The sequence below is a fragment of the Thermococcus sp. LS1 genome, assembly GCF_012027395.1.
Lineage (GTDB): Archaea > Methanobacteriota_B > Thermococci > Thermococcales > Thermococcaceae > Thermococcus.
Window position 1 is genome coordinate 234463 of the sequence record NZ_SNUJ01000001.1, and the last position, 13184, is coordinate 247646.

Consider the following 13184-nt stretch of genomic DNA (forward strand, 5'->3'; position numbering starts at 1 on the left):
TGCTTTTTAACGTATTACGCATTCTTGGGTAATAAGCCTTTCGGGAAAAAAGATTCGGAACTGTGGCGGTCAGACGCGCCGTTCCCGAAGTTCTTTCGCTAGCCTAACGAGTCTCTCGGCCCTTTCGGGATCTACCTCGTTCTTGACTTTTCCGCATCTCTTTATCCACGTGCCCACTATGAAGCCATCTGCATAGTTCCAAAGCATGGGCAGGTTGTCATAGCTCGTGCCCGAGCCGACTATGACTGGAACTGGAGAGATTTTTTTCGCGAGCCTCAGCCGCTCCAGATCAACGGGACTTCCAGTTGTCCTTCCACTTATTACTACAGCATCGGCTAAGCCCCTCTCGACGGTGTCCCTTATGGAGTCCTCGAAGTCCCCGAAGTGGACGGCGTGCTTGACGTGAACATCCGCGAAGACCTTGATTTTGCTTGGAAGAAGTTTTCTCAGCCTTGCAAGCTCGTGGGCTATGCCCTCTATGATTCCCTGGTCTGTGTAGGCTACTCCGCTCAGGACGTTCACTCTGATGAAGTCTGCCTTTACGGCGTAGGCAATCGAATAGGCCGCAACTCCGTCGTTCCTGAGGACGTTTATCCCGAGGGGAATTGAAACCTCCTCGCGTATGGCCCTGGCAACGACCGCCAGAGACGCGACTGTAGTTTTGTCAACGTACTTCGGGAAGGGGACGTCCCCGAAGTTTTCCACCATGATTGCGTCGAAGCCAGCTTTCTCAATCGTTCTCGCGTCCGCTATGGCTCGCTCAATGATGGAATCAAAGTCACCATCGTAGAGGTATGAACCCGGCAGAGGCTTGAGGTGCACCATCCCGATAAGGAGCTTTTTCTCAAAGTCCATGGAATATCACCAGTTAAGGTTGGCAGGGGAGATATTAAACTTTGCCCGAGTGGAAATTGATGCCCACTACTCAGCTCAAAAATCCATCAACGCTAAAACTTTTACACTATGGAAAAACTTTATATAAACTAAAGAGGAAATAGGAATATCATGGTGAGGCGAAAATACGTCGCATTTTTCACCCTCATCCTGCTCTCCACCCTGTTAGCCTCATCCGTACTGGGCCCAGCTCTGATAAGGGCCCCACCTCAGACGAAAAGCCTGGAACGGTTTCTTCTTCCCCGGGAGGAACCGGGAAACTACACCAACGAGACCGGTCCTCCGATAGAGGTTCCCGGGCCAACTCAGTTCATGCTACTCGTTACCGGCGCCGCCCACACTCACTACCTCAGGCTCAACGTCTACACGGACTACGTGGACGGAAGGTGGGTTACGAGAAACGCCACGGCCGTTCCGGGCAATGTCATCGCACCACCAGAGATAAATGTCCCCCACCACGCAGAGAGGGACGAAATTACGGTCATTTCGTTCTTCCCGCTCCACGGCAACCTTTACACCTCACTCTACACCACGAGGGTGAACGCACCCGGTATCGAGGCCGTTCCGGAATACAACCTATTCAGAACGAACCTGAACATCAGCACGTACTCCTTCTCGGCCGTCTCCTATACATTCGACTGGCCATATCTCCTAAACCTCACTGCTGAAAACCAGACTCTCTACCTAAGCGCACCCGAGGATGTTGAACTAAAGAACTTTGCGCTGAGTATAACCTCCGGAGAGAGCTTGGACTACTTGAAGGCACTGAAGATAGTGAGATACCTGGCGAACAACTACCGGTACTTTGAAAACCCCTCACCTCCGAATGATACGGACAGGCTGAAATGGTTCCTCTTCGAGTCAAAGGCAGGCAATTCCTACGACTTTGCATCAGCTTTAGTCATCCTCGCAAGGCTCAACGGCCTTCCAGCAAGACTCGTGGAGGGCGTTTACATCGACGCAGTTCCAGAGACGCAGGTAGTGACCGAAAAAAACCTGCACTTCTGGGCAGAGATTTACTTTGAAAAAGCTGGCTGGCTTATTTTTGATCCATTCCACCCAGATCCAAATCCCTTCATCCCCTTCGAGCTCGAGGTCTCGCCTACAAATATGACTCTCTCCCCAAGAGGATACGGCGAAATAACGGCGAAGTTCATGCGCGTTGCCAGCGGAACGAACGCGACGGTAACCGTAATGAATCCCACGGGAAAAACGATAGCAACCTTCGAGAAGCCGGGGATATACAACGTGAGAGTGGGGCCCTTTGAGGAGCCCGGATATTATCCAATCATGGTAAACGCCTCAACGAACGCCGGAGTTCCGCAGTCAATAGTGCACTTCATTCCAGTGATAGTCCCAGGGAACTTTACGGTAGTTCCCGAGGTGCCCGCTGCGTCTCTCGCCAAGGGAGATATTTGGTGGCTGGATCTCGACATAACCGGCGATGCCGAGAACCCAAAGGTAATAACAAGCTCGGAGCTCGTTTACTCCTGGACTACGGTCTGGGGCAAAGCGGGAGTCTCCATAGGCCTGCAGGCTCCCCACGATTCTCGATTGGGGTGGCACGTTGAGAAAATTGTCGTCGTAGACAAAGGGTACCGCTTCCCAGTTTACCTCCCCATCTTTGTGATAGAGAGAACTGATATACGCGTGATAGCTCCGAATACCGTTACGGCCGGCGATTCCTTCAAGATCGGAGGGGCTGTGAGCGGAACCATCACGGGAGAATTCCCAGAGTGGGGCATCATATATGCGTTCCTAAGCGACGGTCAGAGGGAAATTTTAATCGGCTACACCAACATCTCCAGAGAAATCTTCACGCTTCGGGCCAAGATACCGGAGTACATGTCCCCCGGAACAAAGGGTATATCAATCTACTACATCCCACCCATTGGACACCCCTATTTCCCCTCGAGGACTGAAACATTTGTGACGGTCAGGGGACTCGCGAAGTTCTCGGTGCCCGAGCTGGTTCTGGCGAGGCCCGGAAATATCACCATTGCAGGAACCCTTATTGGAGGGGACAAAAGGCCAATAGCCAACGTAAGCATAGAGTACTATCTCGATGGGAATCTCATTGGAACCGTCAACTCCTCCGAGAGGGGCGAGTTCTCAATAATTCTTCCAGTTCCTTCGGTAGAGAGCCATACCCTCACCCTGAGATATCCTGGGAGCTCTGACTACTCCCCCGCCACCGCGGAGGTAGATGTAGCCGCCGTCGAGCTAAAAATTCCAGAAACCACAGAGGCAGAGCTGGGCAGGCCTGTCAAGATAAGCGGAAGGCTCGTGGGGGTTCAGAACGCCACGCTAGAGGCTTACATCTATCCAGGAAAGACCTACACCATCCAGGTGGTCAATGGAAGCTTTACCTTAACCCTGGAGTCCTTCCCGACAGTGGGAGATAGATCGATAGAGTTCCGCCACGGAGCCTATACCCTGGGCAGAAGCACCGTGGTGGTGGTTTCTCCAGTCGAGATAAAGCTGCTGACGTCAAGGGCTGAAGGCAAGGAAGAGGCTCAGATACGGTTCCAAGTTGTGGACTCAACGAACGAGCCAATTAAGGGTGTGTCTCTAGATGTCGTGATAGACGGCCTCGTGAAGCGCGTGATGACGAACTCGTCTGGAGTGGCAACGGTTGAGGTTCCCGTGCTTGAGGACGAGGTGAACGCAACCGTTAAGGTCCTCTTCGAGGGCTCGACATACTACCTTCCAACCCAAAAGACCTTCCACGTCGTTATAGCAAGGAAGAGGAAGATTCCCTGGCTCTACATCGGAATCGCGCTTCTCATAGGTGCAGTCATCATCAGGTACAGGCTTGTGAGAAAAAAGCCTCCAGAGGCCAAGCGTGAGAAAATCCTGAAGATAATCTTCAACAACGGAATACCCCTCTTTAGGGAGGGCGAGACTATGGAGATAAGCATTGAATGCGAGGACGAACCTGAGCTCTACGTTGACGGCGAGCTCGTTGGAAAGGGCAGGGAATTCAGACTCAAGCTCCCGCTCGGTAAGCACATCCTCGAGGTTCGCTGCGGTGAGCTCGTCGAAAAAGCAACTGCGAGGATAGTAAAAAGCTACAACGAAGCCGTGGTTGACTACTACGAAAAATGCTTCCTGCCCTGGGCCAAAGAGCTCGGGCTGGACGTCGACGAGATGACCCCGAGGGAGATATCCACAATGCTGACGGATATGATGTATCCCTGGGAGCCGCTCGACCTCCTTACGGAGATATTCGAGAGGGCCAAGTACAGCCACCGTGAGGTGTCAAGGGAGGAGTTCATACGCTTCTACAGGGCCCTCCTCACCCTCGTTGGAGGTGGTTGCGTTGTTTAGGCCAAACTGGGGAAGGCTGACGCTGTACATTGGAGCCGTCGCGCTGATCTACGCCCTCTCCTCCCAGATCAAGTGGATGGGGGGGCTGGTTGTCCCTTCCATTGTCTTGGCGATTTTCATGCTGGCCGCGGACATCCTGGAATCCTCGGGAAAGAAAGTCGAGTCACTCATGATCCGCGTTGCTGGAAGTGCGGCTACGCTGGCATTCCTTCCTCCCTTCGAATGGAGAACCCCCGCCGCACTGATAATCCTGGGAGTTGGGACAGTGCTACTGGCTCCTCACCTCGAGAAGAACCAGAGAGTAATCAGAGGGACAGGACTTCTCCTCCTCTTCTACGGCCTGTCGCAGGTGAACGTCCTGCAGACAGTCGGCAACACCTTCCTCTACGCAGGAATGGCTCTGTTCATAGGCTACACGATAGCAGAGCTGGGCCAGAGGGGACGTTCATGGGCAGATGTCATAGAGCGCAACCTCGTTGGAATCGGCATCCTCGGCGGAATTCTTGGTCTGTACTCCAGCGTTAGAGGAGGGCTGAGTGAGAACTATCCCGGCCTGGTCTTCTACGGGGAGTGGCTCGTACTCGTCCTCGGCGTCATCGTCGCCGGCTCGATGGTCTACTCCTACGTGGGGGAGAGGGATCCGGAGAAGTACCTGCTCTCCCAATGGAGGCGTCATGAGTCGGAAACGATAGAGAAGCTCGGACCTGAGCTCGCTAAGGCCAGAGAGGCGGTGGAAGATTTTGTCGTCAGGGGAAAGAAGGGCCCGCTTATAACCTTCATTGCCTACTACGGAGCAAGACTCTTCGACGACAGAGCGCGTTTTGAGAGTCTCATCTCAAGGATAGCGGACTATGAGGGTAGAAAAACGTCGATTCTCACGCCAATCTGGATAAAGCACGCCTACGAAAGGAGTGAACTTGAGAGGAGGATGAAAATCGTCAAGGAGGTTTTTGACGAACTCAGGACGATGATGGGGTGATAGTATGATGGATGTTAAAGAGGCCTTTGAAATCTCACAGGGGATAATCGATAGGATTGGACAGGTTTACCTCGGCAACGAGGTAGTCATCAGGAAGACTTTGGCAGCCGCCCTCGTGAACGGCAACATCCTCTTCGAGGATTATCCCGGGCTCGGAAAAACGCTTCTGGCAAAGGCATTCGGAAAAGTTCTCGGCCTGAAGTACACACGTGTCCAGTTCACACCGGACCTCCTTCCAGCAGACATCCTGGGAACGAAGGTGTGGCGTCAGAACAAGGGAACCTTCGAGCTGATAAAGGGTCCGATCTTCACGCACGTTCTTTTGGCGGACGAGATAAACAGGGCGCCGCCAAAGACCCAGTCTGCTCTCCTCGAGGCTATGGAAGAGAAGCAGGTGACAATTGAAGGCGAAACCTTCCCACTGGAAAGGCCGTTCTTCGTGATTGCAACCCAGAACCCCATTGAGTTTGAGGGGACTTATCCGCTGCCGGAGGCTCAGCTCGACAGGTTTCTGCTGAGGCTCCGCGTTGGCTATCCCAAGAGCCTCGAGGATGAGATAGCCATTCTAGAAGCGCGTCTAAGCTGGGGCAAAGACGACCCGACGGGAGACATGGAGCCTCTGGTAGACAGGGAGACCTTTGTGAGGATGCAGGAAACCGTTGAGAGGGGGATTTTCATCAGCAGGGATTTGCTGAGGTACATAGCAGAGCTTGTGAGAAACGTCCGCTCCGACGAGAGGGTTGAAGCCGGGCCGAGCCCGAGGGGTGGAATAGCCCTCATGAAGGTGGCAAAAGCCAACGCACTCCTAAACAATAGGGACTACGTGCTTCCAGATGACATCAAGGTCTTTGCGGTTGATGCCCTCGCCCACAGGATTATGATCAAGCCCGAGTACGCCTTTGAGGGAATCAGTGGAGAGGAGATAGTCAGAGAGGCTCTCGAAAAGACGCCCGTGCCCAAAGAGGGCAGGAGTGGCTGATATGCGGAGGAACCTCGTAGGTTACATCCTCTGGGCACTCCTCCTGGGAACGCTCTTCCTGGCTCCCGGGATGATAAGCTTAGCTGTTATTCCGTTGACTGTTCTCGCACTGGCGACCCTCATAGATCCGCCGAGCGGTGTTACCGTCAGGAGAAAAATTTCAAAGCGTGAGATAAGGCTCGGTGACGAAATCGAGGTGCGTGTTGAGATCCACGTCGAGCGTGGAATTGGAATCGTCGTGGTCAAGGATCCACTCCCGAAGAACGTCGCGCTAACGGAGGGAAGCAACACGGCGGTTTTCTTCAAAGGGCTTGGTCCGCTGAAGGCTAGCTACTCCTACAGGATACGGCCCATTATGAGGGGCTTCTACACCCTGCCAAAGAGTGAAGTGACCACCAGAAACCCCCTCGGGACGCGCTACCTCTGGGGGGTTTACGGGGAGGAGCTCAAGCTTAGGGCGGTTCCAAGGGTTCTCCGGAGCGTGCCCATTGCCGAAACGAGGAGGAAGGCAAGGATAAGCGTTCCCGAGACCAGCTTCTCCATAAGGGGACCTATCTCAACGGACTTCAAGGAGATAAGGCGCTATCAGACCGGCGATCCAGTAAAGCTCATCAACTGGAAGGCAACTGCCAGAACGGGGCAGGTTCTCGTTAACGAGTTCGAGAGAGAGGGCAAGAAAACGGTGCTTTTCATCGTCGATGCCAGCGACTCAATGAAGGTCGGAACGGAAAGCGAGAGTCCCTACGAGCACGCCATGAACCTCGTGGCTTCGATGGCGTACCGCTTCCTCAGAAAGGACTACCACGTCGGTCTCTACCTGACTGGGGCAAGGAAGTTCCTTCCACCGGCAACTGGGCCGAAACAGCTCCACAAAATAGTGAAAACCATGATGGACTTCGAGAGGGTTCACGTTGAGGAGGAGGGCTTCGGCGACGCCGTGGAGAGGCTCAAGAGGATACTCCTTCAGTACACCCCCCTCGTCATCTACGTCTCCAACCTGCTGGAGGGCAACAAGAAGGAGGCCAAACGGGGAGCGCTCACAATCATGAACATCCATAGGGGGAAGACAAAGCCGGTAATAGTCGACATCTCTGTTTATCCGGCGCTCGATCCTGAGACGGGAACGCTCATCGAGATGGAAAAGAGGGCAGTTGTAAGGGAGCTCGAGGGGGCCGGGGCCTACATCGTCAGGTGGCTGCCCGGAGAAGAGGACATTGGTGAGATACTGAGCAAACTCCTGGGTGAGATAGGATGAGCTCAAAAACCCTCTTCATCCTCCTGAAGCTCGCGGTTGTGGGCCCTGCCATAGCCCTAACGGCACTCGCCTACTCGAGCCTATTCCCCGCGGAGAACAGGTGCCTCATAATGGCCTCGATAGCCGCCATACTTCTCGGCCTTTTCCTGTCGAGCAACTCCGCAGGTAGGGTGGTTTCTCTCTCGGCGATCCTCTACACCGTCCCCTACACCATCTGGGCTTCGCAGTTCCTCCCAATAGCGTTTCCAAAGGCATACAGAGAACTGAGCGAGACCATCTTTTCCAGCCCCTATCTCCCCAATCTCCAAGCCATATTCCTCCTAATCGGCCTGAGTCTGCTGGCAGACTACATCAAGACTGCGGAGGAATGGGAGGAAGTGCTTGAAAAGCTCGGGAGGAGAGGAATGGGAGTTCAGACCATGACCTACAGTGTTCCAGTAGTCCTCGGCGCGTTGGCACTTTCGCTTGGCCTTCTGAATCTCGGGGAGGTTTCAAACATCAGGATGAGCGCAATCCTCCTGCCAGTTATCCTTCTTGCCATCGGGTTAGCTATAGCCTACGGTTCCGTAGAGGGCGGAAAATATAGGAAAGTTGTGCTCGCCGTAGAGATTAGTTCCTCCCACGGGGGTGGAGAGGTGATAGTCCAGACATCGGAGGGAGAAAAAAGCTTCCCGATACGACCATCCGCAACTTTCGAGTGGGATGTCATCAGGATAGAAGCAGAGCTGAAAGAGAGGCCTAAGGGGGTCTTTCTGAAGAGGGGAGAGAAGAGAAAGCCCCTCAAACCCCTCATAGAGAGTGTTGATAGGGAGACGCTCTTTCTCCTGTATCGCGAGGAAAGTTAATATAACACGAACACCACAAGAACTGACGGTGAGTTAACGTGGAGAAGGAACTACCCAAGGCCGTACTCAGGCACCTTGAGCCCGGTGAGGAGGTGCTCTTTTCAATAAGGAAGAAGATCAGCCTGGAGAAGCCCAAGTGGCTTCTCGTGACTGACAGGAGGATAATATACCTCGACGAGAAGATCCTCGGAAGATACGAGATGAAAGCTATCCCTTACCAGAAGCTGGAGCAGATAACGGTGAAGCTTGGAGTAATGTCCTCGGAGTTCATAATCCAGGGAGAGGAGAACATCACCCTCAGACTCGGCTGGATGAACAAGGAAGAGGCGAGAAAGGCCATAAACGCTATAAAGGACGCCCTCAACGCTATAGCCGTCGAACCGGTTTCCATCGACGTGAAGAAGGGCCTGACTAGCGAGACGTGGACGTTAAAGAAGCCTAAGGAGTTCATAACGAGAACCGTGCCTGCGGGAGCCATCGTCCAGCATTCGCCTGCCAAAAAAGAAGAGGATCCGCTTGAAAAGCTCAAGAAGCTCAAGGAGCTCTACGATATGGGCGTTATTACTCAGGAGGAGTACGAGGAAAAGAGAAAGAAGCTGCTGGAGCAGATTTAGTTTTTCCGCTCCTTAATCCTCTTCATAAAGGGAGAAAAATCAAAGCCTGCCCTTTCTAAAGGCCAACAGGAGCAGGAGTGCTCCGAGTGTCACAAGGCCCGCATAGGAAATCCAGTCCGAGGATTCGCCCGGCATTTTTGGAGACGTTGTGGTCGGTCTTTCCGTCGGAATTTCTATGGGTTCTGTGCTAATGAGAACCGTTGAGTTTGCCCTCCCGTAGAGGGTGATGTTAAGCGGCTCAAGCTCACCCCATGGCAGACCCCTGTAGAGCTCGACCGAAAAGATCGTCCCGTTGGGAAGCGGCACGACTGTAAAGTAGTAGCCCGTGCTCGACTTTATAAGCGGCCTCGGTTCGGCCAGCTCCGGGAGGCTTCCTTTAATCCAAAGGGAGCCCGTCAGGTTGCTACCATTGACGACTATCAGTGAGGGAACATCTTCTCTGGAATAGTAGTGCAGCTTTACGGTGTTGCTCTTTCCGTAACTCGTCTCAACGTAGACGGAAATCCACGAGTCCTCAGTTTCCACCTCAGGGACCTCAACAAGTATCTGGTCGTCCTCCCACGAGAGCACCCTCGCCTTCTCGCCGCCGATGAAGACCTCTCCATCGTTTCCAAAGCCCGCTCCGGCTATGAGAACCCTCTGGCCCGGCTGAGCCGTGTAAGGCGTGAGCGAGCCTATGAGAGGTTCTTTCTGCTCGCCCTCCACGTGGAAGATGTAGATGGAATTGCGCGGGAGTGTCACGCTTGCTCTACCATTTTCAACCACCATTTCGGCTCCATGGAGGGTATCGACGTATCTCCCATCGCTCCAGTCGAGCGAAAGCGTGAGGTTTTTGTCCGGGCCCTTGTTCATGACCACAAGGAGTCTATGGGCCCCGAAGGCTCTCTCAAATGCCCAGACGTTGTAGTCAGCGTAGAGGTTTCTGAAGTCGCCGAAGGCTAAAGCGTCGTTGGTCTTCCTCAGCTCCGCAAGGGTTCTGATTATCCGCGCCGCCTCCGTTGTGTTGTTGAAGACCATCATGGGCCTGTTGTAGGGGTCGCCCTTTCCATCCTTGCTAACCAGATAGCTCTCGTCGCCGTAGTAGATGACCGGAATGCCCGGAAGGGTCATTGTCAGTGCCAGCGCCATGTGGTAACGGTCGAGACGATGGTTCTCGTTGAGGAAGCGAACGAGGTCGTGGCTGTCGAGGAAGTTGACCTGTTTGTTGGGATAAACAAAGAGCGAATAATAATCCTCAAGCTCCCTCGCGAGGTCCTTCATGCTCCCACCGTAGGCAAAGGTTCTCACGATGTCGTTCCTTATCGGTATACCTAGCAAGGGAGAGACGTTCGAGTAGCGATAGAAATGGTACATATCGTCGGTTTTTTGGGGGCTGAGGGAGTAGTACTCGCCGTAGATGAAGAGCGGCCTTTCAGAGCTCGAGTAGAGGTCCAGGTAGAAGCTCTCCAGCCAGCCCAGATCCATATGCTTTACCGCATCGATCCTGAAGCCGCAGGCGCCGGCCTCGACGAAGAGCCTCGCACCTTCCTTCAGGTATGAATCCACCCAGGGGTTGAGCTGATTGAAGTCGGCTAAGCCAAAGAGGTTAGCATATTTGAGCTGAAAGCCGAACCAGTCACCTATGTCCCCGTTGTGGTGATATATTAACTCCTTACTGCCGGTGTAAGGATTTATTGTCGCGTTTTTGACGTCGTAATAGTAGTTCGTCACGAGCGTTCCGTTGTCGTAGAGCGAGCCGAGTTCACCGTCCGTCGCAGGGTTCGAGTGATTGGGGACGTAGTCAACGATGATGCAGATTCCCCTCTTTTCCGCCTCTTCAACGAGCCTCTTGAAGGTTTCCCAGTCACCGAAGTGCTCCTCTATGCGCTTATAGTCGTGCGTCCAGTAGCCATGGTAGGGAGCGCTTCCACCGGCCATCCTGTTGATGTTGTCGTTCAGGGGCGAGAGCCAGATCATCGAGACACCGAGGCTCTGGATGTAGTCGAGCTTCTCTATAAGGCCCTCCAGATCGCCACCCCAGTAGAGGCGATAGTTGGTGTGCATTGGATCGTAGAAGGGTTCGTTGTTGCTCTGGTTGCCGTCGTAGAACCTGTCTACCATGACCTGATAGATGACCCCGCGCTCGGGGACACTGTACGCTTCCACTGAGGGCAGGATGAGAAGGAGTATGAAAACCAGCACGAGTGCTCGCTTCATTATATCACCAGAAGTGATAAGGAAAAGAGCTTAAAAAAGTTCACATTCCGGCTATGTCTCTGAAGCGCAGGGAGATGTTGGAACCCAGTATCCCATCGTTCGCCGCCTTGAGAACCCTGAGTCTGTACTTGCCCTTGTCGGCGTTCCATTGGAGCACAGTGCTGGCCGTCTCCTCGAGGAGGTCTAGGAGCTCCGGTACTTTCTTCTCCATAACATCCCTGTTCATGAAGTAGAGCGCGAAGCGGCTCTTCTTCCCAACGAACGTCGAGATATTACGGACGAGCCTTATAACCTCTTGCCTTTCAAGGGCCACGAAAAGCTTGTAAATGCCTAAGACGGGATTGCAAATGACCTCTTTTGGTATGACTTTCTCGTAAATTTTTCCATAATACTTGAAATCCAGGGAGTACTTATCAACCTCAACCCTTCCAATAACGTTTCCCACCCCGCGATTTCCGCCAATTTTTATTACGGGAACGCTCAAAAGATCGTCCGTGTTCAGACTCATGAGATCAAGCCTAGCAACGTATTCAGCGAAGGTGTCAGAGATGTCGTCGATTAAAATAGGAAGACCTTTTTCCATACACCTGCGACACATAAGATACAAGAGAAGCTCGGGTGAAGACACTGAACTGTATTCAACCAGCACGGTCTCTCCTGGCCTGAATTTAAAGAGTATTGAGTCAATTCCGTGGCCGACCATGCTTGTACCACCCAGTATATTTTTGACTACTAAAGTATAAAAGCTTACCGAGGGGATAAAGATTTCATATGATTTTGCCAATTGCCAGAACCTTGGGCGAATAAAAGGAGTCCCTTCTGATGAGCTCTTTTCCAACGGCCCTTATTGAGTTTAGAAGCTCAAAGACATTGCCGACGAGCATGTTATCCTTGAACGGCTCAACTTTACCATCTCTAACGACATATCCAAGCTCAACCGTCAGGGAAAAGTCGCCGCTTATCGGGTTTGCAGTGTGCTCGCCGAAGACCTTCTTGATTACAATTCCCTCAAAGTCCTCCAGACTCTCCTTTCCCGGCTCAACTACCACGTTGCTCGTCCCTATGTGGGGAACGGTTCTAAAGTCCCTCACTGCATTACCTGTGCTTTCCATGCCCAAAAGCCTTCCATAAGTCTCGTCAAGGAGAAATCCCCTCAGGAGACCCTCCTCGACAAGTACCGTTTTCCTTCCAGGATTACCCTCTCCATCAAAGGGGTAGCTCCCGACCCCGTTATCAATTGTGGCATCGTCAGTTATCGTCAGCTTCTCGCTGGCAACTCTCTTCCCAAGCTCGACAAAGCGCGAGCGGCCGTAGTGGACATTGTCTCCGAAGAGGTTCTCCAGAAAGATACCCACTATGGCCCTGAAAGCCGGGGGCTCGAGAAGAAGCTCGCCCTCGTACGGCCGAAACCTTTCCGCCCTCCAGCTCATATCCGCCTCCTCAATCGCCAGTTTTATTGCCCTTTCCAGCTCTTCAAACGGCTGGAGCGAGCGGTAGGACTGGTAGTATGAGCCGCTCCCGGTTCTTGTTCCCTTCTTAACCGCGTATGTACTCACGCTCATTCCGGTGCTTTTATCCTCTAGAGAAATTCCATTGGAGTTCACTATGCCGTAGAAGTTCACTCCAAATGCCAAGGAGCCAGAAAGAGTGTACTCCTCCCTTCCCGCCTTCAGCTCGATCATCCTTTCGGCGAAGTTTTGCGCCATGGCATGGGCGTCCTCAAAAGGTATCTCGTCTATACGCTTATCATATAGACCCCTAATCTTGGCAGGCTTTTTCTCAGACGGGAAGCCCCTGAAGGGAACCTCACTAACCTTGGCGAGCTTTATCGTTCTCTTCACAAAATTCTCAAGGGTCTCCCTATCATGGCCGAGGCCGGTTATATAGGAAAAGCCAAGTCTGCCTTTATAACCGACCCTGAGACCTATTCCAGAGTGGAACTTCCTCTGGGAGCGCTCGAGCTTCTCGTTCTCTACCTTAAAGGAACCGCCACGACCTCTCTCCCAGTAAATCTCCCACTCAACGTTTTCCCGCTCCAGGATTCTGATGAGTTCATCTATCATGCTCTCGACCTGTGAAGGTGTGGGTGCAG

At 53.0% G+C, this 13184-nt stretch carries 10 protein-coding genes; 6 read left to right on the forward strand and 4 right to left on the reverse strand.

Features of this window, described 5'->3' with window-relative positions; translation table 11 throughout:
* Nucleotides 1-69: 69 nt before the first annotated feature.
* Entirely contained in the window at nucleotides 70-855 is a 786-nt protein-coding gene (locus E3E26_RS01310; RefSeq protein ID WP_167899571.1) for a BtpA/SgcQ family protein, read from the reverse strand.
* 150 nt (nucleotides 856-1005) lie between these two features.
* Here E3E26_RS01310 and E3E26_RS01315 point away from each other — a divergent pair, with 150 nt between their 5' ends.
* Genes E3E26_RS01315 through E3E26_RS01340 form a run of 6 tightly spaced genes read left to right on the forward strand, consistent with a single transcriptional unit; the run spans nucleotide 1006 to nucleotide 8896 of the window.
* A complete protein-coding gene (locus E3E26_RS01315) occupies nucleotides 1006-4224 on the forward strand; it encodes a transglutaminase domain-containing protein (protein ID WP_167899572.1) in 3219 nt (1072 codons plus the stop codon).
* A complete protein-coding gene (locus tag E3E26_RS01320) occupies nucleotides 4217-5203 on the forward strand; it encodes a hypothetical protein (RefSeq protein ID WP_167899573.1) in 987 nt (328 codons plus the stop codon). The genes E3E26_RS01315 and E3E26_RS01320 overlap by 8 nt, the downstream gene beginning before the upstream one ends.
* Before the next feature lie 7 nt (nucleotides 5204-5210).
* Complete coding sequence (locus E3E26_RS01325) at nucleotides 5211-6182, forward strand: AAA family ATPase (RefSeq protein ID WP_370520083.1); 972 nt, start codon at nucleotides 5211-5213, stop codon at nucleotides 6180-6182.
* 1 nt (nucleotide 6183) lies between these two features.
* Nucleotides 6184-7437: a DUF58 domain-containing protein gene (locus tag E3E26_RS01330; RefSeq protein ID WP_167899575.1), complete on the forward strand. Its 1254-nt coding sequence runs from the start codon at nucleotides 6184-6186 to the stop codon at nucleotides 7435-7437.
* Nucleotides 7434-8282, forward strand: a complete 849-nt coding sequence (locus tag E3E26_RS01335; protein ID WP_167899576.1) for a hypothetical protein — start codon at nucleotides 7434-7436, stop codon at nucleotides 8280-8282. Before E3E26_RS01330 ends, E3E26_RS01335 begins: the two co-directional genes overlap by 4 nt.
* 38 nt (nucleotides 8283-8320) lie before the next feature.
* The gene (locus E3E26_RS01340; RefSeq protein ID WP_167899577.1) at nucleotides 8321-8896 is read left to right on the forward strand and encodes a PH domain-containing protein; all 576 of its coding nucleotides are present in this window, start codon (nucleotides 8321-8323) and stop codon (nucleotides 8894-8896) included.
* A 39-nt stretch (nucleotides 8897-8935) separates the two neighbouring features.
* On the opposite strand, the gene E3E26_RS01345 is transcribed toward E3E26_RS01340, so the two are convergent.
* From E3E26_RS01345 to E3E26_RS01355, 3 genes are all read right to left on the reverse strand, one after another.
* Nucleotides 8936-11092, reverse strand: coding sequence for an alpha-amylase family glycosyl hydrolase (locus E3E26_RS01345; protein WP_167899578.1), 2157 nt, complete (start codon nucleotides 11090-11092; stop codon nucleotides 8936-8938).
* Nucleotides 11093-11132: 40 nt separating this feature from the next.
* Nucleotides 11133-11795, reverse strand: a complete 663-nt coding sequence (locus E3E26_RS01350; protein ID WP_167899579.1) for a DUF257 family protein — start codon at nucleotides 11793-11795, stop codon at nucleotides 11133-11135.
* A gap of 64 nt (nucleotides 11796-11859) precedes the next feature.
* The gene (locus E3E26_RS01355) at nucleotides 11860-13155 is read right to left on the reverse strand and encodes a TldD/PmbA family protein (RefSeq protein ID WP_167899580.1); all 1296 of its coding nucleotides are present in this window, start codon (nucleotides 13153-13155) and stop codon (nucleotides 11860-11862) included.
* Nucleotides 13156-13184 lie beyond the last annotated feature (29 nt).

Coding starts and splice junctions, on each gene's coding strand:
- E3E26_RS01310 (WP_167899571.1), bottom strand. CDS start 855: ATGGACTTTGAGAAAAAGCTCCTTATCGGGATGGTGCACCTCAAGCCT.
- E3E26_RS01350 (WP_167899579.1), bottom strand. CDS start 11,795: ATGGTCGGCCACGGAATTGACTCAATACTCTTTAAATTCAGGCCAGGA.
- E3E26_RS01325 (WP_370520083.1), top strand. CDS start 5,211: ATGGATGTTAAAGAGGCCTTTGAAATCTCACAGGGGATAATCGATAGG.
- E3E26_RS01345 (WP_167899578.1), bottom strand. CDS start 11,092: ATGAAGCGAGCACTCGTGCTGGTTTTCATACTCCTTCTCATCCTGCCC.
- E3E26_RS01355 (WP_167899580.1), bottom strand. CDS start 13,155: ATGATAGATGAACTCATCAGAATCCTGGAGCGGGAAAACGTTGAGTGG.
- E3E26_RS01315 (WP_167899572.1), top strand. CDS start 1,006: ATGGTGAGGCGAAAATACGTCGCATTTTTCACCCTCATCCTGCTCTCC.
- E3E26_RS01335 (WP_167899576.1), top strand. CDS start 7,434: ATGAGCTCAAAAACCCTCTTCATCCTCCTGAAGCTCGCGGTTGTGGGC.
- E3E26_RS01330 (WP_167899575.1), top strand. CDS start 6,184: ATGCGGAGGAACCTCGTAGGTTACATCCTCTGGGCACTCCTCCTGGGA.